Raw genomic sequence first — 23981 nt, forward strand, 5'->3', positions numbered from 1 at the left:
AGCTTTTGCCGCCCCGTCCGTGTGACCAGTCACCCGCATTCAAGGAGTGACCGCCATGCTCGACGCAAAGCCGGATGTGAAGCTTGGCAACATGCTGCTGCACGTCAATCTGCTGGCTCTCGGCACGCTGATGGCCAAGCTGATGGAGGAGCAGTTCCGCCAGTCCGGCGACCCGGCGGCCAAGGCCGACGAGTGGCTGCGCCTGTTCGAGGCGACGGCGGGACAGATGACCTTTCCCAACGAAACGCCGGAATGGAGCGATCTGGCCGCGCAGGAGTTTCGCGACATCCTGATGCAGCACATCCACCGCGCCCGCGCCGTCGCGCTGGGGGAAGAGTGCGACCCGCGCGCCTATCTGCGCCACCATGGCGCGAAAGACGCGGCCTGACGTCGCCCCCGCCGCAGCAAATGAATCGTCTCTGAGAAAGAAAACGCCCAAACCGCCGCAGGACATTGCAAGCCGCCCCGTACAAGGAACATGCCCAGTGAAGACGCTGGGGGATGATCCGACAGACGGAGCGGCGACGGGCCATGGACGGGAACGCGACACGGCAGACCGACAGCTTGCTGCGTTTGGCGGTTCAGCATCACAACGCTGGTCACATGGAACGCGCCGCCCGGTTTTACCGGGAAATTCTGCGCATCGATCCCAATCATTGCGACGCGGCCCATTTGTTGGGCCACATCGCGTATCAGGATGGGCGCCACCAGACGGCGACCGCGCTGTTCACCACCGCCGCGCGCGGCAACGCGACGGTCGCCTCCTACCATCTGGCCCTGGGCCAGACGCAATTGGACGGCGGCGATCCGACCGCCGCCGCCGCCAGCGCCCGCCGCACCCTGGCCCTTTCGCCCAACGACGCCGACGCGCTGTGCCTGCTGGGCGCCGCCGCCGGGCGGTTGGGCGGTCGCGCCCTGGCCTTTCACTGTTTCCGCGCCGCCGTCCGTCTGGTTCCCGCCGCGCCCGAGACGCGGATCGGTCTGGGCCGGGCGCTGGAGGATTTGCGGCAGATCGACGCCGCCATCGGCTGCTACCGTCTGGCCGCCCGCCTGCGCCCGAAAGACGCGGGCGTCTGGATCACCCTGGCCAACGCGCTGCGCCGCTGGTCGCGCCCGGTCGAGGCCGCCGCCGCCTATCAGGAAGCGCTGAAGCACGGAATCGACAACGTGTCGGTCTGGGCCAATCTGGGGGCCGTCTGGCAAACGCTGGGGCAACCCGCGCGGGCGCAGGACGCCTATCTCCAGGCGTTGCGCCGCGATCCCCACAACGCCGAAGCCCGCAACAATCTGGGCCTGCTGCTTCTTGGGCTGGGGAACAACGACGCGGCCCGCGCCTGCTTCCTCGCCGTTCTGGCGTCAGCGCCGCAACATATTCCGGCCCTCGTCAATTTGGGGCTGGCGGAAGCCGCGCTGGGGCGGTTCGCGCAGGCCGCCGCCTGCCACCGCCGCGCCATCACGCTGGACCGCAACCAGCCGGAAGCCTGGAACAATCTGGGCAACGCCCTGAAGGCGCTGGGCCAACGGGCGACCGCCTCAGCCTGCTGGAAACAGGCCCTGGCGTTGAATCCGGCCTTCGCCGACGCGCTGGGCAATCTCGGCGCCGAATGGTCCGATCAGGAGGATTTCGCGGCGGCCTCGCGTCATCTGCGCCGGGCGGTTCGGCTGATGCCGACGCACGCGCCGTTGCACGCGGTGTTGGCCTACACGCTGAACGGAGCCGGGCGGTTGATCGAGGCGGCGCGAGCCTGCCGCCACGCGCTGGCCCTGCTGCCGTCGCTGGCCGATCCGCTCTGCACGCTGGGGCTGATCGAGCAGCGGTTGGGCATGGCCAAGGCCGGGCGCTGGTTCGACCGCGCGGTCAACGCCGCCCCCTCCCACGCGCTGGCCCGCTTCAACCGGGGGCTTCTGGCGCTGGAGCGCGGATCATTGAGCCTCGGCTGGGCCGATTACGCTTGCCGATTCAAGGCCGGACGCGCCCGCCCGGAACGCCGCTTCACCATCCCCGAATGGCGGGGCGAGCCGTTGGCGGGCAAGCGCCTGTTCATCTGGCGCGAACAGGGGGTCGGCGACGAGTTCCTCTTCGCGTCCTGCTACGCCGACGCCATCCGCTTGGCGGGCGAGGTGGTGATCGAGTGCGACCGGCGGCTCGTGCCCCTGTTCGCCCGCTCCTTCCCCCGCGCCCTGGTCCGGGCCGAGCAGCCGTTGCAAGGGTTGACCGAGGCCGAGGCGGTGGAGTGCGATTTTCACATCCCCGCCGGATCCCTGCCGCGCCGTCTGCGCGACCATCTCGGCCAATTCCCCGCCCGCTCCTCCTGGCTCTACGCCGACGCCATGCGAATGGCGGATTGGCGCGAACGGTTGGACGCGTTGGGCGACGGCCTGCGCGTCGGCGTCAGTTGGCGCAGCCAGGTGATGACGCAGGACCGCAAGAGCGCCTATGTGCCGCTGACCGATTGGGGGCCAGTGTTTCAGGTTCCCGGCGTGACCTTCGTCAACCTGCAATATGACGAGTGCCGCCGCGAAATCGCCGAGGCCTGCCTGCGCTTCGGCCAGCCGATCCATGGTTGGAACGGGCTGGATCTGCGCGATGATTTTGAAGAAACGGCGGCGCTGATCGCCAGCCTGGATCTGGTGATCGCGCCCGCCAATTCGGTGGCGGAACTGTCCGGCGCGCTGGGCGTGCCGGTCTGGCGCTTTGGTCAGCGCGATTGGACCCAGCTTGGAACCGCCGGGCGCCCCTGGTATCCGTCGATGCGCGTGTTCCAACCCGTGGCGGGCGAAAGCCTGACCGACGTCATGACCCGCATCGCCGCTGAATTGCGCCGCTTGCCGCGCCTGGACCAGACGCAAAGAAACGCCACGGGACGTTCCCGCGCGACGCAACGTCAACGTTCGGCCTGATCGGATCGCTCACATCAAGCGCCGGGGCCGCGCTCCGTCGTCGTTCAGCCCAGAATCCGCGTCAAAGCCATGGACGGAGGAATCGGAGCGGAAAGCCGCCTCGAAAATGCGGTCGGCCAGCCCGGCGGGCGGACGCCCTTCGGGCTGACGCAACGCCAAGTCAATGGCCGCCGCCTCGTCCAACATCGCCTGCGCGCGCACCGACCGCAGCAAATGGCGGCGCCCGTCCCGGGCCAGCGGCGGCGGCCAGAGAGCGAGGTCGCCGCCATGGCGATCCAGATGATCGCGAAACTCCTCATCCGTCATCGAACGAATCCTTCGCCGCCTGCACGCTGGCGCGCAGCAACAGCCGAAGCTGTTGACGCGCGCGTTTCAACAAAGACTCTACCGCACCAACGCTGATCTGCATAACAATCGCGATGTCGGCGTTCGTTAAATTTTCGTAATAGAACAAGGTGATGGCGGCGCGCTGCTGCGGCGTCAACTTGCTCTGCGCGTCGCTGAGGCGGGCGGCGATTTGCTGGCGATGAATCGTGCTGACCGCGTCCGGCGAAGCGTCCGGCGGTTCGGCCACCGCGTCCAGCTCTTGCGAAACCGGGCGGCGCTTGTGGTCGATGCAGCGGTTGACGACGACGCGGTACAGCCAGGTGGTGAAGCGCGCGCCTTCGTCGGCCCATTGCGACCGGCGTTGCCAAACCTGCAAAAAGGCGTCTTGAACGATGTCCTCGGCCTCCGCCTCATTCCCGCACAGGCGACGGGCGAGACCGAAGGTCCGTTTCAAATGGCGATGCACCAGACGGCGGTACGCCGTCTGGCTGCCGGAACGGATCTGCGCCATCAGCGCTTCGTCCGTTTCCTCATCCGCCGCAATGTTGACGCCCGCCGTGACCGGCCCGCGATTCACGAGACGCCGTGGCTCATCAAGCCGTGAGTCCGCCATGCGCATGATCCATCGTTCTCCCGACGACAGATGCAGGCGACCCTTTGGCCGACGCACCGGCGACGTTGTCGGCCTCCCCGCGTTCTGCGGCGATGGCTTGCCATGTCCTCAACATCAAGGACAATTGGCTGATGAGAGAGTCACAGGCGGCGACCGGATCGCGGCGGCTCGCCGCCCCTCCCGCCTGGGCGATCAAGCGGCGGTAGAACCCCCGCAACGTGATCGCCACATCCCCATTCTTGTCGAAAACCAAAATGGAATCAAGGCCTGCGAGGATCATGATGGTGCGTTTGACCGCGTTGTGATGCGCCTCGAACCGGCCAGCGGCGGCGGCGTCGCGGGCCGCGTGCAGATGCGTCACGGCGCGCTCATACAACCGCACCACGGCGACCAACGGCGGCACGACCGCGTTGGCGGTGGCGTAAGCGGAAATGGCGCGATTCAGGGAGGGATTGCGCATGAGGGCGGATCCTTCTGTCGATCAATTGGTGTGGGAAAGCGCCCGCGCTCAACTGTCGCTGCTGCTGTCTTTGTAGGTCAGTTGTTGCAGCAGCAGCGCCGCCGTTTCGGCGGCGGCTTCCAGCCGGGCGTAATAGGCCGTCAGGGTGGTGCGGTAGGTTTCCGCCTTGGTCTTGATGTCGTCGGATCGGCTTTCCAACTCGACGTCGTCAGCCTCCAGATCATCGATGATGGTGGCGAGATCGCCGTCATACTCATCGGCGTAATTGTCGATGGAACTGTAAAGCCGGTCCGCCAAACCTTGTGAGAAATCAACGTCCACGCTGCCGCTTCCGCCGTTGTAGACCATCACGACGCCCTCGTAGATGGACCCTGCGGCGCCGACGATGCGGTTGCCGCTGACCGTGAACAGCGAACTGTCACCATTGACCGTCGCCGAATTCAGCGAGCCGTCCGACGCCACGTCGATGTCCAGCGTGAAAGACGCGCTGGTCATGCTGGTGTTGTAACGCAAAAGCGACAGCGAACTGGACGACGAGGTCATGTTCAGCCCGAGAAGCTGTTTGACCTTGTCAATGTCGTCCGTAAGAAAAGTGTTCAACGTGTCTTCGTCCAGCTCCAGATTGTTGGAGCTGTCAAAGGTGATTCCAAGCGAGGACAGCGACAGAACCTCGCCGTCGTCGGTGGTGATGGAGGTGTTCAGCCCCTCATACACCGATTTCGTGATCTGCCGCAGCAGACTGTCGGCGAACAGCGTGGCGTCTTCGCTTTTGGTTCCATCGCTGGACACGGCTTGCTGGGTCGCCACGAAATCGCGCACCGCGTTGTAGGCGTCGACGAAATCGGTGATCGCCGTTTTGATCGACGACAGGTCGGTCGACACCTCCATCGACACGGCGGCGTCGGGATCGGCGGTGTAGAGGCTGAGCGTCACCCCGTCGATGGCGTCGGCGATGGTGTTGCTGCTGCGGGTGATCGTCACCCCGTCCACTTCGATGATGGCGTCCTGAGCCGCGACCAGTTCGTTCTTGATCGCGCCGGAACTGTCGGTCAGCCCCAGCGAACTCAACACGCCGTCGCCGCCGTCGGTCAGACTGATGTCCTGGCCCGTGCTTTTTGCGGTCAAGATAAGCTGATAGCTGGAATCGCTGACCTGCACGATGCTGGCGCTCACGCCGCTGGTCGAAGTCTGGTTGTTGATGGCGTCGCGCAGATCGGTCAGCGAGTCGTCCTCCTCCATCGTGATGGTCACGGCGGAGCCGTCGGCGGCTTGCAGCGTGAAGCTTCCCGCTTGGCCAAGCGCGTCGGTTTTGCCGCTGACCGCGTCGGCGGCGATCTTGTGCTTGGTCGCCAATTGCTGGACGACGACGGAATAGGTCCCGAGTTCGGTGTCGTCATCCACCGTCGCGGTGAAGGCGTCTTCGTCCGAAATATAGGCGCTGCGCTGGCCGAACAGGTTGCTGGACGCGCCGGTGGCGGTGGAGCGGTTGCGCAAACCGTCCAACGAGCTGTTCACCGTTTGCAGCAAATCCTGAAGATCGCCGTAGGCGGTGATCTTGGCCTCGTTGGCGGTGATCTTGGCGTCAACCCGGTCGGCCCGCACCAGGCGCGCCTGCACCTTGGCTTCGATCAGCGCCGAATAATCGATGCCGGTGCCCGAACTGGTGGAGGACAGGGCGGAATAGCCGGTGGACGCCGCCGTGGTCGAGGTGGTCGAAGAGACGGTCGTCATGACGGCGCATCCATCCAGTGGCCGCGCGCGGTTGCGGGCGGTCTGCGGCGCGCGAACGCGCGGGCGGGTGGGAAGGAAAAGGAAAGTGACCGCCGCCCCGCCCTGTATCCCCGTGGTTTGTGAGGCAGCACGGCAAGCCGGGGGCGGCGGTCAACGAACTCTCAGCGGAGCAAGGAGAGAAGATTCTCCGGCATCGAGTTCGCTTGCGACAAGACGGCGATGGCCGCCTGGGTCAGCACCTTGGTCGAGGACAGCTTCGATTGCTCGGCGGCGACGTCCACGTCCATGATGGCGGATTGGGCGGCTTCGGTGTTCTCAATGGTGGTGTCGATCATGTCGCTGCGGAATTCAAAGCGCGAGATCAACGCGCCGACGTCGGCGCGGGCGTCCGACAGCGAGGTGACGGCGGCGTCCAGCGCGGTCAAGGCCGTGGCGGCGGTGGCCGACGTGGTGATGTCGCTGGTGTTGATGCCAAGGCCGGTGGTGGTCACGTTGGCGATGGCGACGTTGATCTTGTCCGACGACGTGGTGCCGACGCGGAAATCGACGCCGGTGGCCCAATTGCCGGTGCCGTCCAGCAGCGATTCGTCGTTGAAGCGCGTGCCGGACGCGATGCCGTCAACCTCATCCTGCAATTGCTGGAATTCAGCGTCCAGATAGGTGCGCTCATTGTCCGTCACGGACCCCGACAGGGCTTGCGTGGCGAGCGAGCGCATGCGCTGCACGATGTCGGAAATGCTCGACATGCCGCCATCGGCGGTTTGCAGGATCGAGGATCCGTGCGAGGCGTTGGTCGCCGCCTGATTCAGGACGGTGATGTCCGATTGCAGCGAAGTGCCGACCGCAAGGCCCGCCGCGTCATCCGACGCCTTGGTGATCCGCGATCCGCTGGCGATCTTGGACACCGACGTCGATTGATTGTCGGAGTTGATGTTCAGATAGCGAAGGGCCGAGTTGGAGGCGGTGTTGGTCGTGATGACGGGCATGGTGTGGTCTCCTGGATCGAACCGGGCCGGTTGTCGCGACCCTCACAAGGACTCACGGGCGGGACGGGGAAAGCTGGCGGGGTTTTTTACGGTCGGCGCCGTTTTGTTTTTCCCCCACTCCTGAAGCGGGAGAGCCTTGCTTTCCCTCTCCCGTTTCGGGAGAGGGTGGCGCGAAGCGCCGGGTGAGGGGTTGGCAAGAATCAACCTCATCCGTCGGCGAACCCCTCACCCTTCCCGCCGCTGCGCGGCAGGCCCCTTCCCTCTCCCGAAGCGGGAGAGGGAGGAAAAAACTCACAAATATTTCGTCAGGCTGTTCTCTTCGAGGCTGTTCATCAGGCTCATGGTCGCCTCCAGCGACGCCGTCAGTTGCGACAGGCGGGTGGTGGATTCGGCCAGATCGACGCTGCGGATGTCCTCGACGTGGGTTTGCAGGACCAATTGCTCATCGACATGGCGGTCGATGGTCCGCTCCAGCGAGGCGCTGGTCGCCCCCAACTTCGCCTGCGCCACCGCCAAACCGTCGGTGGCGTCGGAGGCCAGTTGCGACGCCTCGTCGAGCACGTCGTCGTCCACCGGGTTGGTGGTCAGATTGGCGATCAGATTGAAGGCGCGCAGGGCCTTTTCAAAGGCGGGCTGGTCCGCCGTGACGCCATAGGACAGGATCAGATCGTCCGCCGCCTGATAATGGGCGATGGTCGAATCCCCCTGGTAGTAACTGGTGTCGGCGGTGGACGGCACGGTCGTCAGCGCCGGATAGGCCGCGCTGTCAACATCGACGGCGGGTTGGTCGGTGCGTCCCCCGGAAAACAGATAACGCCCCTCCTGCTGGGTGTTCAGCAGGGCGGCGAACTCCTTCATCAACTCCCCGGCTTCGGCGGTCACGCCCTCCACCCCGGCGGCGTTGTCGCCTTGCAGGCCGGTAATCAACGCGCTGAGGCGGGAGGTCAGATCCGACATGCCGTCAACGGCGTCGTACATGCTTTGGATGCGGCCGTTGACGACCTCGCCCTCGTCCACATACTGCTCAAGCCGTTTGTAGTGGCTTTCCAGATTGACCAGCCGACCACTGTCGGAGGCGATGCCCTTGTAGTCGGTGGAATTCAACCCCGTCGATGACCGCACCTGTTCGGTGGCGACCTTCGCCTCCGCCCGCATCATGTATTGAACGAGCGTGTTTTGATGGTTGAAGGTGGCGACGCGTTCCATCGCGATCTCCTTTACTGAACCATGTTCAGCGCCGCGTCGAACATCTCCTGCAACGCCTTCATCACCGACGCGGCGGCTTCGTAGGCGGATTGCAGGTTGGAGATCGTCGCCGTCTCCTCATCGACGTTGACGCCGCTTTGGGACGAGAAGCTCGTCTCCAGGCTGCTGGCGTAGGTGTTTTGGCTGTCGTAGGCGGTCTGCGCCTTGTCGGCGAGCGTGGCCGCCCCCTGGATGACCGCCCCGGCGTAACCGGCGAAGGTCGTGCTGCGCCCGCTCAAGCCACCGGCGGCGTCAAAGCTGCGCGCGGCGGAAAAGGCGGCGCTCAGGGCGCTGGCGACGGAGCCTTCGCCGCTGGTCAGCACCGTGTCGCCCGCCGTCAAACCGCTGGTCGTCGCCAGCGCGCCGGTCGCCAACAGGGCGCTGTCGGCCCCGATGGCGCTGGAAATTTTGATGTCGGACGCGCCCGTGCCGGTCAGCAGATCATTCATGCCGTAGGCCGTCGAAAAGGCCCCGCCGTCGCCGCCCAGCGCGATCCCCTGGCTCGACCCGTTGGCGGAAATCACCAACTTGCCGTCGGCGGAAATGGAGGCTGTGGCGTTGCTCATCGTGTTGATGGCGTCCACCACGTCCTGAACGGTGGACAGGGTGGACAGGTCAATGTCCAACACCTCCGCCGCCGTGCCCGACTGGTCGGTGACGGCGACGCGCAGCGTGCCGCTGGTGACGGCCAGCGCGTCGCTCGCCGTCACGCTGGTGGTTCCGGTCAGGCTTTGCGGCTGCGGGTTGGCGGTTCCGCTGTTCTGAATGGCGTTCAGCGAGTCCATCAGCGTCGTCGCCAGTTCGTCCAACCGGGCTTGCTGGGCGGGCAAATCGGTGTCGCGCAGGGTGACGAGCGCGCCAAGGCTGCCGCCCTTCAGCGCGTTGGTCATGTCGACGCCGTCGATCATGATTCCCTGAAAGCCGCTGGTTCCCGTCGCGCTGTAGGTCGTGCTGGCGCTGACCGCCGCCGCCGGGGTGTAGGACAGCTCATGCACCGACGAATCGAGCAGCGTCTTTCCCGAAGAGGTCGAGATCCGCATCATCCCGCTGGAATCGACCTGATAGGTGACGTCCAGATTTTCGGCCAACCCCTTCAGCGCTTCGTTGCGCTGGTCTTCCAGATCGCTGGTGTTCTGGCCCAGGGCCTTGCCCTTGACGATGCGGTCGTTCAGATCGTCCAGCGTGTTCAGCGATTCGTTGACGCTGTCCACCGTGCTGGCGATCTCCTCGTCCGCCTGCCCACGCAGGGATTGGACGGAGGAGGAGGCGCTGCGCAGGCTTTCCGCCAGATCGGAGACGTTCTGCACCACCGCCGCCTTGGCGCTTTCGCTTTCCGGCGAGGTCGCCAGCGTGGCGGCGACGTCGGCCAACGAGTCGATCATCGATCCCAGATCGCTGCCGCCGTCGTCGTCGGACGACACGCTGCCCAGCGAGGATTGCAATTGGTCGAGATAGTCGTTCCGGGTGGTCGCCGCCCCCAAATCGGATTGGGCGCCGACCAGCGTCTTCAACAGAAACTGGTCGATGGTGCTGCTGATTGACGAGGTGTCGACGCTGGAAAAGCCGATGGCGGTGTCGCGCGTGCCGACGGACGCGGTTTTTTTCGTGTAACCGGCGGTGTCGGCGTTGGCGACGTTGGAAGACGCCACCGCCATGCCGACCTCGGACGTGCGCAACGCCGCGCTGGCGATGGAACCCGCGACCCGTAGGTACATGGCTTGGCCTCCTCTGCGAAAACGGTCGCCGTCAAACGGTCGCTGCTAAACGGTCAGGGCCAGAGCGCGCGGGGCCGCCCGGTTTCCCGACCGCGCGCCATAGCCGACCCCGGCGCCATAGGTCATCGGGGCGGGGGTGGACACGGCGCGCAGGGCGGCGCTGATGGCGGCCTGCCGGGCGCGGCGCGCCTTGATCCGCGCCTCCAACCCGCGCATCTGCGCGCGCATCATCGGCAGCACTTGGGCGGCGGCGGCGCGGGCGGCGAGGCGCACGGCGGGCGGCACCCGCTTGCTGCGCGTCTGCGTCAGCGCGTCGGTCAGACGGCTTTTCCAGGCGGCCAGCAGCGATTGCATGGCCCCCGCCGCCAGCACGGCGTCGCGCGCCCGGCCCTCGCGCATCGCCGCGTCCACGACCTCGCTCAACCGCGTCATCTCGGCGGTGAAGCTTTCCAGAACCTCCACCGGGTTGACCCGCAGGGTGATGGTCCCATCTGGCGCGTTGGTCATGGCGGAACTCCCGAAAATGGTTGAGTTGAGCGGCTTGGAACGGGGCGGCTTGAACACTGCGTTGCACGCGCGGCGGCGGATTTCCTGGCGCGCTTTTCGTCGCGCGCGCCTTGCTTACCGGCGAATGCCGTTGACCCGGCCATAGGCGGAGACGGCGGCGCGCGCCGCGCCGCCGCGCAGAATGGTTCGACCCAACGCGGCCTTGGCCGCCTGCAAACGGTCGATCAGCGTCAACAAATCATCAGCCAGCGCCAAACGCTGGGCCTGGGACGACGGCCCGGCGAGCAGGCTCTGCGCCCGAAGCGAAACGCTGCGGTGATCGCGCAACAGCGCCTCCTGTTCGGCGAACAAACGGGCCGCCGCCGCCGCGCCCGCGTCGCCCGCCCCGGAAGACGGCGGCGCGGCGGGACGGCGGCGGCGGGAACGGCGAAGGGGCTGGCTCATTCCCGCCCCCTCAGCGCTTCATGGCGATCAGGGTGTCGAGCATGTCCTGCGCCGTCGTCACCACCTTGGACGCCGCCGAATAGGCCTGTTGGGCGGTAATCATCCGGGTGAACTCGTCGGTCAGTTCGACGGTGGAGCTTTCCAGCGACCCAGCTTCGATCGACCCGGCCTTGCCGTCGCCGGCGGTGCGGAGCTGGTAGTTGCCCGACTCATAGGTCTGGGTGAAGGTGCTGCCGGTCTCGCTGTCCAGACCGTCGGCGTTGGCGAAGGTGGCGATGGGAATTTGGTAGATCGCCCGCGTCTCGCCATTGTCGAAGGTGGCGCGGACGACGCCGCTTTCATCGATGGTGGTGCCGGTCAGGCTGCCGGGCGCGTAGCCGTTCTGGGTCGAGGTCCAATCGCCGATGTCGGGGTCGTCGTCGCCCGAGGCGTATTGCGTCAACCCATCGGTTCCGTCGGCGGTTCCCAGATCCATCGTCACCGTGCTGTCCGACGCCCCGGTGGTCCAGCCCGTCACCGAGAAGGAGATCGCCGACGGATCGACCGTCGTCACCGTCCCGCTGCTGTCGGTCTGGGTGGCCGAGGCGAGCGAGCCGTCGGTGTTGAAGCTGACCGTGATCGGAAAGCCGGAGATCGTGCCGGTCGTCACCGTGCTGTCGGAGGATTTCGTCGGGTTGGCGGCGCTGACCGACCAGGTGTTGTCGGCGGTCTTCGTCCAGGTCATCGTCACCGAATTGCTGTTGCCCAGCGCGTCGAACAGCTCGACGTCGGAGGTGAAGCTGTCGCTGGTCTCCGCGTCCGACGGCAAATTCGCCTCCAGGCCAAGCGTCGAGGTCGCCTTCGGCGTGCCCTTGATGCTGGTCAGATTGACGGCTTCCAAGCTGTCGGTGGAGGTCTTGTTGCTGGCGCTGATCGTGCCGTCGTCGGCCAGCTTCCAGCCTTCCAGGTAATAGCCTTCGGAATTGGTCAGATAGCCCGCCGCGTTGGTGGAAAAGGAGCCGTTGCGGGTGAAGGCGGTCTCGCCGTTCGACGCCTTGTCCGACACCACGAAAAACCCGTCGCCGTTCACCGCCATGTTGGTGGTGGTGGCGGAGCTTTGGATTTCGCCCTGGCGGCTGACGCTGCGGCTGTTGGTGGCGATGACGCCGCCCACCTGCTCGTCCACCGTCGAGGTTTTGTTGATGTAGGACGTGAAGTTGGTGACGGTGCCCTTGAAGCCGGTGGTGCTGGAGTTGGCGATGTTGCTGGAGATGGAGGCGAGCGCCTTGCTCTGGGCGGTCAAGCCGGACGTGGCGCTGTACATCGCGCTGGTGATGCTCATGGCGACACCTGTTGCAAACGGGGAAATGGGGGGAAGCGCGCGCGGCCTTGGCGGCGTCGCGTCAGGAAATCGCCAGCACGTCGTCCGCCGACACGCTGACCCCGCCGACGCTGAGCGTCGCGGTCCCGGACGAGCTGTCCACGCCGGTCACGGTGCCCTTGAAACGGGTGGTGGTGGTGACGGTGGAACCGCTGGAATTCACCGCCGAAATCGACAGGGTGTAATTGCCGCTGCTGTGGGTCGTTCCATCCGCGTCGGTCCCGTCCCAGGTGAATTCATGGGTCCCGGAGGCGGTCTCGCCATTTTCGCTGTACACGGTGTTCCCGGAGGAATCCTTGACCGTCAGCGTCACCTTGGACGCGGTGGAGTCCAGGTCGTATTCCCACGACGCTTCGCCATCCTGAAGGGCGGTGGTGGAGCCTTCGGCCTCCACCGTTTTCCCCAAATAACCGATGGCGTTCGTGCCGGTGCCCAGCGCCGTGATCGACGTGTTCAGCGTGTCCAGCTTCTCGCCGTTGGACACCTCCTGCTCCAACGAGGCCAATTGCACCAGTTGCGAGGTGTATTCGCTGGCGTCCACCGGATCGGTCGGGTCCTGGACCTCCAACTGCTTCAACAGCAACGTCAGAAAGGACTGGTAATTGTTGACCAGCGAGGCCGACGAACTGCTCGACGACGAGGTCGTCGTCGAAACCGTGGTTGAACTGGTGGACGAGAGCGCAGACACCGACATCGCCAACTCCACTCAAAGCGCGGCCCGTTCGCGGACTCCGGGTGGGAGACCACGGCGGCAAGGCCGGTGTTGATCGGGGGAGGGCCGCGCATCCGCGCCGCCCGGTTCGTTCTGAAGCTATCCACGGGGCGGAATGGAAAAGCTGGCGGGGTTTTTTCAGACCGCTCGCGTTTTTTCATCCGGGCGGCGGAAGGTTCGATTGTTTCCCGCGTGACACGGCCCTGGATTGCGGGTCAGATGCTTTGCTCGTGTGGCAAATTGTGGAATCCGCCCCGCTCAGCGGCGGCGACAGGAGGATGAGGATGGGGGTTGTGGCGACGGTTCTGGCGGCGCTGGTGGCGCTTATGCACGTCTGGTTCATGATTTTGGAAATGGTCCTGTGGACCAAGCCCATCGGCCTGAAGACCTTCCGCCAATCGGCGGACAAGGCGCGGATCACCGCCGTGCTGGCGGCCAACCAGGGGCTTTACAACGGCTTTCTCGCCGCCGGTCTGATCTGGGGGCTGATCCACCCCGATCCCGCCGTCGCCTTTCAGATCAAAAGCTTTTTCCTGGCCTGCGTCGTCGTCGCGGGGGCCTATGGCGCGTGGTCGGTCAACCGCAAGATCCTGGTCATCCAGGGGCTGCCCGCCGCCCTGGCCCTGGCGGCGCTCTGGCTGTCGTGATTCGTCATTAAAGGAACGCGGCGGGGGAGCGCGGCGTCAGACCGCGACCTCATCCCGCCACGGCCCGACATCCTCGACGATGAAAAACGGGCCGCGCCGGTCCTGCTCCTGGCGCAGGATGAAGCGGTTGCTTCCCCCCGCCTTGACGCTCCACAGCCCGGCGACCGCGACGCCGCCAAGCCCCAGCGGGCGGAAATCCAGCTCCACCGGGATCGGGCTTTCGCCCAGACGCTTCAGGGCGCGGTCGGCGCGCACGCGGTCGCCCGGCGGCAAACTCTCCACCGCGCGGGCGTCGAAACGGTCGCTTTTGACGTAGCGGGTGCCGTGGCCGTGGATGGGGCTGGACGGGCCGCCGGGATCGGCCAACGCGCGAGCCGCCATCAAACGCCAGCGCGTCCGCGCGCAGACCACCGCCGCCTCGCCATGGGCGACGCGCAAACGCTCCAGCAAGGGCGGAAACAGCGGCAGCAGCGCTCGCCGTTTGAAAGCGACGCGTTGCATCACCGCGTGGACGGCGTCATCCGCCGTCGCCGCCGCGTCGGGCAGGATCGCGGTTTCCGCGCGCAGCAACGGCGCGATCTGCGTCGGATCGCCGCCACGCTCCCTCTCCAGAACCCGAACCCGGAATTGGTCGAGCGCCTCGCCCACCCGCGACGCCGCCGCGTCGATCACCGACGCGGCCGCGTCCGGCGGGGTTTCGACCGACAGCGCGTCAAGCCACGCGTCGGAAAACAGGCGGTGGGTCGTCACCATGATGAAACAAACAGCCCTGGATGATTTCAGCCATCCGCCTGCATGCGGCCAACAATCGCTTCCAGCGCGTCCGCCGCCTGATCGTTGGGAACCTGGCAGGTGCCCGCCGCCTGATGGCCGCCGCCGCCATATTCCAGCATCAAGGGGCCAATGTCGGTCTTGGAACTGCGGTTGATGATCGACTTGCCGCAGGCCAGAACGGTGTTTTGCTGCTTCAGGCCCCACAGCACATGGATCGACACGTTGGCGTCGGGATACAGCGCGTAGATCATGAAGCGGTTGCCGGCGTAGATCGTCTCTTCATTGCGCAGATCGAGCACCACGACGTTGCCGCGCAGGGTCGAACAGCGCTTGAGCTGATCCACGAACTTTTCAGCGTGCTGGGTGTAGAGGTCCACCCGCTCGCGCACATCCGGCAGATCGAGGATCTGGGCGATGGAGTGGGAGCGGCAATAGTCGATGAGGTCCATCATCAACTGATAATTCGACACCCGGAACTCACGGAAACGCCCCAGCCCGGTGCGCGCGTCCATGATGAAGTTCAGCAGCGTCCAGCCGGTGGGGTTGAGGATGTCGTCCTTGTCGTAACGGGCCGAATCGGCCTGATCGACGGCGACCATCATCTCGTCGGAAATGGTCGGGAAGCGGTCCTTGCCGCCATAATAATTGTAGACGACGCGGGCCGCCGACGGGGCCGACGGGTCGATCACGTAATTCGGCTTTTCACCGACGCGGATGGTTTCCGACAAATGATGGTCAAAGACCAGATGGGCGCCGTCCACGTAAGGCAGGTTGGTCGTGATGTCGCGGTCGGTGATCTCGATCTTGCCGTCCTGCATGTCCTTGGGGTGGACGAACTTGATCTCGTCCAGAACGCCAAGCTCTTTCAGGAGCACGGCGCAGACCAGCCCGTCGAAGTCGGAACGGGTGACAAGGCGGTATTTCGCGACGTCGGACATGCGGACTTCCCTTGGCGACCATGATGATGAGGCACTCGCGGCAGGGTAGTCGCGGCCCCGCCGTCGCGCAATCCTTTAACCATCCCCCATAGATCGGAAGGCCGATCCAAATCCACGCGGTGGTGGGTCGCTTCTTCATCCGGGACTTTCCAGCGCCTTTGTCCGATGATAGAGCCACCGCAACGCCCGCCATGATGATGGTTGCCATGACCGACACGCCGCCCCCCGACCACGCGCCTCTTCCCGCCGCCGAAGCGGCGCCCATCGCACCGACGCCGGACGACGCCACAGCCAACACAAGCGGAGGCAAAGGACCGGAACAGAAGCCCGGCGAAATCGGCGGCCCCAAGGGACCGGAACCAACCCGCTACGGCGACTGGGAGTTCAAAGGCCGTTGTTCCGATTTCTAATCGGAAAAAGGATTTTTAGCCCTTATTGGGCGCTCAGTGAATTCATACATTCGTATTCAGGAGTAAATGCCTATTTCCCTTGCCCCTCTGGACCAAACGGGGTAGCTTTGCCGCTGGAAACGGACCCGCCGTCCGTTCGGCTCAAGGCGCTTTTCGATGGTTTTCCGTCACCGCTGGATTCCCGCCGCGTCCGTCGCCGCTCTTGTGAGCGTCGGCGCGGCGCTGCTGGGCGCGTCCCCCGTGACGGGCGCGCCCGCCTCCCTGCCCGGCCCGATCCCGGCGGAGGTGGTGGAGGTGATTGACGGCGACACGCTGAGCGTCCGCGCCATCATCTGGCTCGGCCAGTCGGTGGAAACCAACATCCGTTTGGCCGGGGTGGACGCGCCGGAGTTGCGCGCGCATTGCCCGCAGGAAAAGGCGATGGCCGAATCGGCGCGCGACGCGGCGCGGCGTTTGATCGGCGTCGGCATGGTCCAGTTGATGGACGTTCAACCCGACAAATATGGCGGACGGGTCCGCGCCCGCGTGCGGATCACCAGCGGCGACGATCTGAGCGAGGTTCTGCTGAAAGCCGGGCTGGTCCGCCCCTATCACGGCGAACGGCGGCAATCCTGGTGCGAAGACGCCAACCCAAGCTGACCGCTCCCGGCCTGACTTTCACCAAACGCCGCCGAACCGGCCCCGACTGGTTCCGATCTGGCGGCGAGGTGAACGTGTCCGGTCAGTGGCTCATCAGCACGGGCACGGTCATGTGGTGGAGCATGAAGCGGGTCATCCCGCCCAGCACCAATTCCCGCAGGCGCGAACGGCCATAGGCGCCCATCACCAGAAGATCGCAGCCCTCGTCGGCGGCGGTGTTCAGCAGGGTGTCGCCCGGCTCCACCACGTCGGTGGCGACGTGGGTCGCCTCCACCTTGCAGCCATGGTGCGACAGGTGGCGGGCGATGTCGGCGCACGGTTCGTCGCCCAGGCCGCGCGGGCCGGGTTTCGGGTTGGCGGCCATCACCACCACGCGTTTGGCGCGGGTCAACAGCGGCATGGCGTCGCCAATGGCGCGCGCCGCCTCGCGGCTGCCGTTCCAGCCGACCAACACCCGCTCGCCAATGCTGGAGAAACGCCCCGTGTAGGGAACCACCAGCAAAGGCCGACCGCTCTCGAACAGCAGATCCGCCGGTTGGGCGATGGCTTGGTCACGGTCACGGTCGGGATCGGGCTGCCCCACGATGATGAGATCGGCGTAGCGCCCGCGCACGGCGGCGGCGATGGTCGGATCCCCCTCCGCCGACAGCCATTCCGAACGGTCGGTCAGACCATGCTGACGCATGACGTCGGCGAAGCGATCCGCCGCGCGGGCGGTCTGCTCCTGAACGTTCCGGCGCCGGTTGGCGCGCAACTCCTCTGGAATTTCCGCTTCGATATAGCCGGGCAGCATGATGTCGCTCACGGCGTACAGGCCGGTCAGATGGGCCTCGCTCTGGGCCGCCAAACGGGCGGCGAGATCAAGACGCGCCGCCGAGGCGGTGGTGTCATCGACCAGCACAAGCAGATCCTTGAAAGCCATGGCGCGATTCTCCCCCAGTGTTGTTGATTGGAGGCCGCCATACGGGCCAACGCCCCCACTTGGGATGGCAGTATAAGCCCACCGAAGGGTTGTGGCGACCGCCCGAATATGGAGCGCAGACATACGAACTTCGCGGACCAGGAACCTCGTCCAGCTCCCGCAATTGGCATGCGGCGCATCCTGCCTCAACAACCAAAAGGGCGGTCTGAGCGATTTCTCGCCGCTGCGGTGAGACAGAACAGAAGAAGTTCATACGCTTTACCCTGACGCGCCGCAGCAAAACGCAACCCCGCCTTGCAAGAATACGCGGGTGTGACGGTTCGGCCTTTCCGTCGCCCAGGCGGAAAACCCCAAATGGCGGCGGCGCGCTGCGGCTTTGGTTTTGACGGGCAGCCGACACATCGCGTAAGTGTTGGTGGTCGATTTTCTCGCGGGTCTCTTGATATTCTGGCGCCATGAATCTGGATCCTCACATCACCGCGCTGATCGACGCTTTGTCCGGCACGTCGTCCGGCGCTCCGGGGCTGGACACGCTGCGCCAGATTTTGGACGCCATGCCGGTGATGATCGGGCTGTTCGACCGGGAACGGCGGCACATTTACGCCAACCGCGCCTATCTGGAGGCGATGGGAACGACGCTGGACCACATCGTCGGCGTCACCATCGGCGATCTTCTGGGGCCGGAAACGCTGCGCAACACGCTGAGCGCGGCCAAACGCGCGTTGGACGGCGAAGCCGTTTCGTCGGAGGGGTGGATCATCCAGCCGGACGAGCAGCAGCGCTATTTCCTGCGCCTGCACGCCCCGCACCGCAACCCAAACGGCGCCATCGCCGGGTATTTTGTTGTCTTGCAGGACATGACCGAACGGCGGCAGGTTGAGGACGACCTGTTCCGGCTGGCTTATTACGACCCGGTCACGGGGCTGGCCAACCGTTTGATGCTGCTGAAGCATCTGGCCGATTACCGGGCGATGGGGGAACCCTTCACCCTGGTCATCATGGACATCGACCGCTTCGCCGACATCCGGACCAGCCTGGGCCAGGGCTTCGCCAACGAGCTGTTGGACGATCTCGCCCACCGGCTGGGCGCGCAGGGCGCCGCCTTTGACCTGATCGCGCGCGTCAGCGACCATGCCTTCGCCCTGTTGATCGCCGGCCCTTGCGACCGCCCCACCGTCGAAGAGGCTGTGGAGGAGCTGTCCGGCGTCGTCCGCTCCGCCCGCTCCAACTCCGGCGGCACGGTGTTCCTGTCGGCCAGCATCGGCGTCGCCGTCGCCCTGCCCAGCCACGAGCGGCCCGAAGACGTGCTGCGCGACGCCGAAATCGCCACGGGCCGCGCCCGCGAACTGGGCGGCGGTCGGCAATCCTGGTTCGATCCGGCCATGCACGCCCATGTGGTCGAGCAGGTGCGGATGGAGCATGATTTGCGCGGCGCCCTGTCCGGCAATACCGATCTGTGGGTGGCCTATCAGCCCATCGTCGAGATGGTGACGAGCGGGCTGGCCGGGTTCGAGGCGCTGGTCCGCTGGAACCACCCCGAACGCGGCAACATCCCGCCGGGCGTCTTCATTCCCATCGCCGAGAGCACCGGCCTGGTCGTGACGCTGGGCGCCTGGGTGCTGCGCGAGGCCTGCCGCCAGATCGCCATCTGGCAGGACCAGCGCGAGCCGGGATCGGCCCCGCTGTTCATGAGCGTCAACCTGTCCACCCGCCAACTCGCCGACCCGAACTTCGTCGAGGTGGTGCGCGAGGTGCTGCGCGAAACCGGCGTCGAACCGTCCTGGCTCAAGCTGGAGCTGACGGAAAGCGCGGTCATGGACAAGGCCGAACAATCCATCCGCCTGCTTCAGGAGTTGCGGGCGCTGGGCGTCAAGCTGTCCATCGACGATTTCGGCACCGGCTATTCTTCGCTGTCCTATTTGCACAAGCTGCCCATCGACAGTTTGAAGGTGGACCGCTCCTTCGTCTCGGCCATGCACCAGTCGGAGGAAAACCGCGCCATCGTCCGCATCATCATGGATCTGGCGCGCCTGCTGGGCTTCGACGTCATCGCCGAGGGGATCGAAACCAGCGCCGACGCCAATCTGCTGCGCGCGCTGGCCTGCGATTACGGGCAAGGCTACCACTTCGCCCGCCCGCTGCCGCCGGAGGACGCGGGCAAGCTGGTCGGCGGCCTTCTGTCCTGGCAAGCGCCTTAACCACCACCGGCCATCACAACGAAACGTCGGCATCCGCGCGGTTTTGGCGGCGGCGGCGCATGGACACGCCCAACCACCCAGAGCGGCGACAGACCGTCACATACCTCCAAATTTATGCAAAAGGTTATAAAAGCGATTACCTTTAGGTGATTTGATTGAAAATTTTTACAGCCTTAATATGAAATTCCGTTGCGCCACGCCCGTCTGTTTCAGGCAAGACGTGTCGGTCGTGCTATTCAAGAATGAAGATTGAAAGGTCGAACTATGGCTTGGACGACAAATCTGACGGAAGGCGCTAATCTTTTTCAGGCTCCCACCACGGGTCCATATGTTGGCGACTGGTCCATCGATGGTCTGGGAGGAAACGACACGATCATCGGTTGGAACGGCAACGACACGTTCCTAGGCGGGGCTGGCGACGACTACATCCTTGGCGGCATTGGGCTTGACCGCTTGTACGGCAATGACGGCAACGACACCCTGCTTGGGGAAAATGACAACGATTACCTGGATGGTGGCAGCGGCAGCGACCTTCTGGACGGTGGCTCAGGCAACGACACGCTGTTTGGCGGCGGCACGGCGGCTGGTACAGCGGATCGCGCCAACGGCGGTTCCGGCAACGACACCTAATTACCATGATTTCTCGGCAAGCGGCATCACCATCATCAATGATCGAAGCGGCAATGAGATCGGCAACAACGACGCCCTTCGATTGATTGGCGTCACATCCTCGCTCTCGTTGCAGTGGGACCACGAAGATCGCTCGACCCTGTATATTTACCAAGCCGGTGAAATGGACGACGGACACTTCGACAACGGCATCGTCATCACAGGAATGCTGAGCAATTTGGGCGCGCAAGCCGCCGGCACCATCGAAAATTTCTTCATCAACGGCAACCAGCAAAACTCTTGGCTTTCCATTGTGGACGACGGCTGGCACGGCGTTTTCGGCTGATCGTCCTCAAACACAGCGGAAAACGACGCGTTCTATGCGGCGTTTTGCTGAACAGCAGCGCCAACGTCGGCAGTGTTTTGATCCCGATGGCGCGCGGAGTCTCAGTTCTATTTTTATTCTCTCTGACGCCCCGCATGTGAGAGCAAAGGAGACATCATGACCAGCGTATCGAATCTCTCGTCCACGTCATCGTCGATGATTGATCGTTTCAGCGCGGTTGATCGCGCCGCCGCCGTCGCCGCGACGACGGTGGGCAAGACCGGCGGCGGGTATGGATCGGTCGCCGACAGCGTTTCGCTCAGCCCGCTCGGGAAATCGCTGCACGACGAATCCCTGGTCGTCTTCAACGCCCTGTCCGACAAGCAGCGCAGCCAGTTGGTCAGCCTTGTGGACAGCGGCAAGATGACCGGGGAGGAGGTTCACGACGCGCTGAAGGAGCGGCTAAAGGAAGCGCGGTCCAGCGCCTTAAACGCCACGCACCGCATGTTTAGCAAGGACCACGACGATCTTTATCGGAACCCCGACGCCACCGGCGATGATCTAAGCAACGCTCTGGCCGAGACGCTGAAGCGCCGCTCGTCCCTCATCGAAAACATGACCGCCGCCACCAACGATGGCGAACGACAGTCACTGTCCGATGAATTGGCGTCGCGCAGTCTTGGCCCGGACAGAACCGGCCTTCTGGGCAAACAGCGCTATCTTATGCCCAAATTCTTCACGCCCGATCTGGCCGACTCCCGCATCGCCAGCACCCGAAAGGAAGGGGACGCCGCATACAAGCTGCAATCTCTGGGTTTTGACCTAGACGGCGTCGATCAAGCCCTGCGCTCCATCGGCGAACAGGACTCCGCCGCCATCCTGTCGGAACGCGCCGGTTTGCCGTCGTCACGGGTGGTTGCGAGGGATTCCTCGTTTTCAATGGAAGACGCCGTGATACAGCCGCTGGCGTTTCCCCAATCCAACGGCGGATCTATTGACGAAAACGGCTTTCTGGCACGGATGCGCGCCAAGGATCAGTGGGTGCAGAACACGTCCGGTCCGGTAGGGGTTATCCGCCGGGTCGACGTCCCGATTGCCTCGCGGGTCATCACCGATTCTCCGACCGATGCGAAAGCAACGAACAGTTCTCAATCGGTGCTGAGCGGCGAGTACGTCCAAGGCCTCAAGCCGCGCTACTGAGCGCCCCAGACACCGAACGCTTCACCGCCCCCCTATCCCGCCAACCCGGCGTCGATGGCGATGCGGATCAGGGCGCGCGGACTGTCGGCGCCGAGCTTGTCCTTGATCTGGGTGCCGACATTGGCCACCGTCTTTTGGCTGACGCCCAGCGTTTCGGCGATGGCCGCCGCCGTCATGCCGCGCCCCAGCAGGCCGAGAATTTCCCGTTCCCGCTGGGTCAGCCGGTCCAACGGATCGGGCCGGGGGGCGTGGGTCATCAGCGCCAATTCGCGCGCCATGCCATGGTCGAGATGGATTCCCCCGGCCAGCACGCAGGACACCGCCGTCACCAGCGATTCTGGCGCGTGATTCTTGGTGATGTAGCCCCTGGCCCCGATCTTCAGGGCGCGGGCGGCGATGGCCGGATCCTCGTGCATGCTGAAAATCAGGACGCGCGCCGCCGGATCCTCGGCCAACAGGGTCCGCGCCAACTCCATCCCGCCGCCGCCAGCGCCGGGCAGATTGAGATCCAGCACGACGATGTCGGGCCGCTCCGCCCGCCACAGGGCCAGCGCGCTGACCGCGTCCTCCGCCTCCACCACCCGGCCAAGACCGGCGTCGCCCAACAGACGCTGGCACCCGGCGCGCACGATGGGGTGATCGTCCACCAGCAAAATGGTCTGGGTCATGGCCGCGCCCTTTCCAACCGTTCCGCCAACCGTTCCGTGATGTGAAGCAGCGCGGAGTCGAGCGGCAACACCGCCCGCACCCGCGTCCCCACGGCGCCGGAGGCCGAGGGGCCGGACGTTGGGAGGCCGGACGCCGGGAAGCCAGACGCCGGGCCGACCGTCAGCCGCCCGCCCAGCGCCCGCACCCGCTCCGCCATGCCCGACAGGCCAAGGCCGCCGCCGGATTCGCCAAGGCGCTCCTCCGACACGCCCGCGCCGTCGTCGGCGACGCAGACCACCAGCGCGTCGCCAACGCGCTCCACCGCCACCGACAGCGCGGTGGGTTGGGCGTGGCGCAGGGCGTTGACCAGCGCCTCCTGAATCAGCCGATACAGGGTCAAACGCAGCGCCTCGTCCAGCCCGTTGAGATCGGCGGCGTCCGGCGGCAGCGTCAGGCTCCAGCGGATGGCGGGTTGGCGGCGCGTCCAATCGCCGACCAGTTCGGCCAGCGCCTCGGTCAAGGGCAGATGATCGAGCGACACCGGGCGCAGCCGGGTCAGAATGCGGCGGCTCATCCGCTGCACCCCGTCGGCGGTGGCCAGGATGGAGCGCGCCCGCTCCCCGGCGTCGGCCAGCCCCGTGTCCGGCTCCGCGTTTTCCGCCAGCCGAACGATGCCGCCCGCGTCCACCTTGACGCCGAACAGGGCGGCGCCGAGTTCGTCATGGATCTCCCGCGCGATTTCCCGCCGTTCGTCGTCCTGCGCCGTCACCAGTTGACGGCCCAGCCGCCGGTTCTCTTGCTCCGCCCGCTCCAGGCTGACCGCCAGCGCCGCGATTCCGTCGCCCAGCCGCCGCAACTCCGGCACGCCGCCGCCGTCAAAGCGCAGGTCGAACGCGCCCGACCGCAGCCGCTCCACCCCGCGCTCCAACGCCGCCAGCGGGCGCAGCGCGCGGTCCACCGCCAGCGCCGCCGCCGCCAACAGCAGCGCCGCCAGCCCGAGAATGGCGATGGCCAGATCGCTCAGATCCTCCCACACCTCGGCGATTTCGTCCCACGGTTCGGCGATGACGCGCAGGGCGCCGACGCGCCGCTCCTGCGGTTCCACCCCGATCACGGCGACGAACCAATCGGGGGCGTCGCGCTGGGCGCTGCTGTGGTGGGACAGGGCCGCCGCGTCGTTCAAAAAGCGCAGATGGCGCAGCCCCAGCCCGCCCAAGACCGCCGCGTCGCCCGCCACCGCCCCGCCTTCCTGCGCCAGCGCCACCCCCAAGGCGAGGGCGGAGCGCATTTCCGCCCGCACCGCGTCGCGCGCGTTGCCGATCATCACCGCGCCGCCGCCGCCCAGAATCAGCGCGGCGAACAGCCCGAACAGCGCCAGCAAGCGGGTTTTGAGGCTCATGCTCCGCCCTTCATCGCGCGTTCCCACGGTCAACCACCCGCAGCCCTGCGGAATGTTAGCCCACGCCGCGATCATCCGGCCATGAGTCCTTGGTCCAATCCCAACCCGCGCGTCCGCCCCGGCGGCGAAACCGGGATTTTTTCCCGATGTGACGCGGGATAATATCCCGACAAATTCAGGAAATCATCATCCGCCGAACGTACCATTGTGCCGCCCCATCATTTCCCCAAGAATGATGAGGTCAAGATGACGAACCGTCAAACCGTGCGGG

25 protein-coding genes are annotated in these 23981 nt (G+C 65.5%); 9 read left to right on the forward strand and 16 right to left on the reverse strand.

Going from position 1 to position 23981, the window contains the following annotated elements; genetic code table 11:
- Positions 1–55 precede the first annotated feature (55 nt).
- Positions 56–388 carry a hypothetical protein gene (locus ACODS4_RS00545; RefSeq protein WP_488859718.1) on the forward strand — a complete coding sequence of 111 codons (333 nt, stop codon included), beginning with the start codon at positions 56–58 and terminating at the stop codon, positions 386–388.
- A 143-nt stretch (positions 389–531) separates the two neighbouring features.
- Positions 532–2901 (forward strand): tetratricopeptide repeat protein, encoded by a 2370-nt coding sequence (locus ACODS4_RS00550; protein WP_488859720.1) that lies wholly within the window; start codon positions 532–534, stop codon positions 2899–2901.
- A gap of 9 nt (positions 2902–2910) precedes the next feature.
- On the opposite strand, the gene ACODS4_RS00555 is transcribed toward ACODS4_RS00550, so the two are convergent.
- The 11 genes from ACODS4_RS00555 to ACODS4_RS00605 all read right to left on the reverse strand — a co-directional run bounded on the left by ACODS4_RS00555 (position 2911) and on the right by ACODS4_RS00605 (position 12983).
- Positions 2911–3207, reverse strand: coding sequence for a hypothetical protein (locus tag ACODS4_RS00555; protein ID WP_488859722.1), 297 nt, complete (start codon positions 3205–3207; stop codon positions 2911–2913).
- Complete coding sequence (locus ACODS4_RS00560) at positions 3197–3841, reverse strand: RNA polymerase sigma factor (RefSeq protein ID WP_488859724.1); 645 nt, start codon at positions 3839–3841, stop codon at positions 3197–3199. The genes ACODS4_RS00555 and ACODS4_RS00560 overlap by 11 nt, the downstream gene beginning before the upstream one ends.
- Complete coding sequence (locus tag ACODS4_RS00565; RefSeq protein WP_488859726.1) at positions 3822–4301, reverse strand: flagellar protein FliS; 480 nt, start codon at positions 4299–4301, stop codon at positions 3822–3824. Before ACODS4_RS00565 ends, ACODS4_RS00560 begins: the two co-directional genes overlap by 20 nt.
- Before the next feature lie 48 nt (positions 4302–4349).
- The gene (gene fliD, locus ACODS4_RS00570) at positions 4350–6032 is read right to left on the reverse strand and encodes a flagellar filament capping protein FliD (protein WP_488859728.1); all 1683 of its coding nucleotides are present in this window, start codon (positions 6030–6032) and stop codon (positions 4350–4352) included.
- 161 nt (positions 6033–6193) lie between these two features.
- A complete protein-coding gene (locus ACODS4_RS00575; protein WP_488859730.1) occupies positions 6194–7018 on the reverse strand; it encodes a flagellin in 825 nt (274 codons plus the stop codon).
- Between the two features lie 291 nt (positions 7019–7309).
- On the reverse strand, positions 7310–8224 hold the full coding sequence (locus ACODS4_RS00580) for a flagellin (RefSeq protein ID WP_488859732.1): 915 nt from the start codon (positions 8222–8224) through the stop codon (positions 7310–7312).
- Between the two features lie 11 nt (positions 8225–8235).
- Positions 8236–9978, reverse strand: coding sequence for a flagellar hook-associated protein FlgK (flgK, locus tag ACODS4_RS00585; RefSeq protein ID WP_488859734.1), 1743 nt, complete (start codon positions 9976–9978; stop codon positions 8236–8238).
- Positions 9979–10023: 45 nt separating this feature from the next.
- Positions 10024–10485 (reverse strand): hypothetical protein, encoded by a 462-nt coding sequence (locus ACODS4_RS00590; RefSeq protein WP_488859736.1) that lies wholly within the window; start codon positions 10483–10485, stop codon positions 10024–10026.
- Positions 10486–10599: 114 nt separating this feature from the next.
- Positions 10600–10929: a hypothetical protein gene (locus ACODS4_RS00595; RefSeq protein ID WP_488859738.1), complete on the reverse strand. Its 330-nt coding sequence runs from the start codon at positions 10927–10929 to the stop codon at positions 10600–10602.
- Between the two features lie 10 nt (positions 10930–10939).
- Positions 10940–12250: a flagellar hook protein FlgE gene (gene flgE / locus ACODS4_RS00600; RefSeq protein ID WP_488859740.1), complete on the reverse strand. Its 1311-nt coding sequence runs from the start codon at positions 12248–12250 to the stop codon at positions 10940–10942.
- 61 nt (positions 12251–12311) lie between these two features.
- Positions 12312–12983: a flagellar hook assembly protein FlgD gene (locus tag ACODS4_RS00605; RefSeq protein ID WP_488859742.1), complete on the reverse strand. Its 672-nt coding sequence runs from the start codon at positions 12981–12983 to the stop codon at positions 12312–12314.
- Between the two features lie 302 nt (positions 12984–13285).
- On the opposite strand from ACODS4_RS00605, the gene ACODS4_RS00610 reads away from it, so the two are divergent.
- Positions 13286–13648 (forward strand): DUF1304 domain-containing protein, encoded by a 363-nt coding sequence (locus ACODS4_RS00610; RefSeq protein WP_488859744.1) that lies wholly within the window; start codon positions 13286–13288, stop codon positions 13646–13648.
- 36 nt (positions 13649–13684) lie between these two features.
- On the opposite strand, the gene ACODS4_RS00615 is transcribed toward ACODS4_RS00610, so the two are convergent.
- Positions 13685–14401 carry a hypothetical protein gene (locus ACODS4_RS00615; RefSeq protein ID WP_488859746.1) on the reverse strand — a complete coding sequence of 239 codons (717 nt, stop codon included), beginning with the start codon at positions 14399–14401 and terminating at the stop codon, positions 13685–13687.
- A 26-nt stretch (positions 14402–14427) separates the two neighbouring features.
- Positions 14428–15360, reverse strand: a complete 933-nt coding sequence (locus ACODS4_RS00620; protein WP_488859748.1) for a DHH family phosphoesterase — start codon at positions 15358–15360, stop codon at positions 14428–14430.
- A 197-nt stretch (positions 15361–15557) separates the two neighbouring features.
- Between ACODS4_RS00620 and ACODS4_RS00625 the strand changes: the two genes are divergently transcribed.
- Both ACODS4_RS00625 and ACODS4_RS00630 read left to right on the forward strand, forming a co-directional pair.
- A complete protein-coding gene (locus ACODS4_RS00625) occupies positions 15558–15770 on the forward strand; it encodes a DUF1674 domain-containing protein (protein ID WP_488860302.1) in 213 nt (70 codons plus the stop codon).
- A 156-nt stretch (positions 15771–15926) separates the two neighbouring features.
- Complete coding sequence (locus tag ACODS4_RS00630; RefSeq protein ID WP_488859750.1) at positions 15927–16409, forward strand: thermonuclease family protein; 483 nt, start codon at positions 15927–15929, stop codon at positions 16407–16409.
- An 82-nt stretch (positions 16410–16491) separates the two neighbouring features.
- Here ACODS4_RS00630 and ACODS4_RS00635 read toward each other — a convergent pair whose 3' ends face one another.
- Entirely contained in the window at positions 16492–17331 is an 840-nt protein-coding gene (locus ACODS4_RS00635; protein ID WP_488859752.1) for a universal stress protein, read from the reverse strand.
- 455 nt (positions 17332–17786) lie between these two features.
- Between ACODS4_RS00635 and ACODS4_RS00640 the strand changes: the two genes are divergently transcribed.
- The 4 genes from ACODS4_RS00640 to ACODS4_RS00655 all read left to right on the forward strand — a co-directional run bounded on the left by ACODS4_RS00640 (position 17787) and on the right by ACODS4_RS00655 (position 21663).
- Positions 17787–19529: a putative bifunctional diguanylate cyclase/phosphodiesterase gene (locus ACODS4_RS00640; RefSeq protein WP_488859753.1), complete on the forward strand. Its 1743-nt coding sequence runs from the start codon at positions 17787–17789 to the stop codon at positions 19527–19529.
- Positions 19530–19793: 264 nt separating this feature from the next.
- The gene (locus ACODS4_RS00645) at positions 19794–20159 is read left to right on the forward strand and encodes a calcium-binding protein (protein ID WP_488859755.1); all 366 of its coding nucleotides are present in this window, start codon (positions 19794–19796) and stop codon (positions 20157–20159) included.
- Positions 20095–20484, forward strand: a complete 390-nt coding sequence (locus ACODS4_RS00650; RefSeq protein ID WP_488859757.1) for a hypothetical protein — start codon at positions 20095–20097, stop codon at positions 20482–20484. The genes ACODS4_RS00645 and ACODS4_RS00650 overlap by 65 nt, the downstream gene beginning before the upstream one ends.
- Positions 20485–20640: 156 nt before the next feature.
- Positions 20641–21663 (forward strand): hypothetical protein, encoded by a 1023-nt coding sequence (locus ACODS4_RS00655; RefSeq protein WP_488859759.1) that lies wholly within the window; start codon positions 20641–20643, stop codon positions 21661–21663.
- A gap of 32 nt (positions 21664–21695) precedes the next feature.
- Here the strand turns inward: ACODS4_RS00655 and ACODS4_RS00660 are convergent, their stop codons facing one another.
- Both ACODS4_RS00660 and ACODS4_RS00665 read right to left on the reverse strand, forming a co-directional pair.
- Complete coding sequence (locus ACODS4_RS00660) at positions 21696–22331, reverse strand: response regulator transcription factor (RefSeq protein WP_488859761.1); 636 nt, start codon at positions 22329–22331, stop codon at positions 21696–21698.
- Positions 22328–23710, reverse strand: coding sequence for an ATP-binding protein (locus tag ACODS4_RS00665; RefSeq protein ID WP_488859762.1), 1383 nt, complete (start codon positions 23708–23710; stop codon positions 22328–22330). Before ACODS4_RS00665 ends, ACODS4_RS00660 begins: the two co-directional genes overlap by 4 nt.
- Positions 23711–23981 lie beyond the last annotated feature (271 nt).

The sequence above is a fragment of the Azospirillum sp. FG154 genome, from assembly GCF_057809575.1.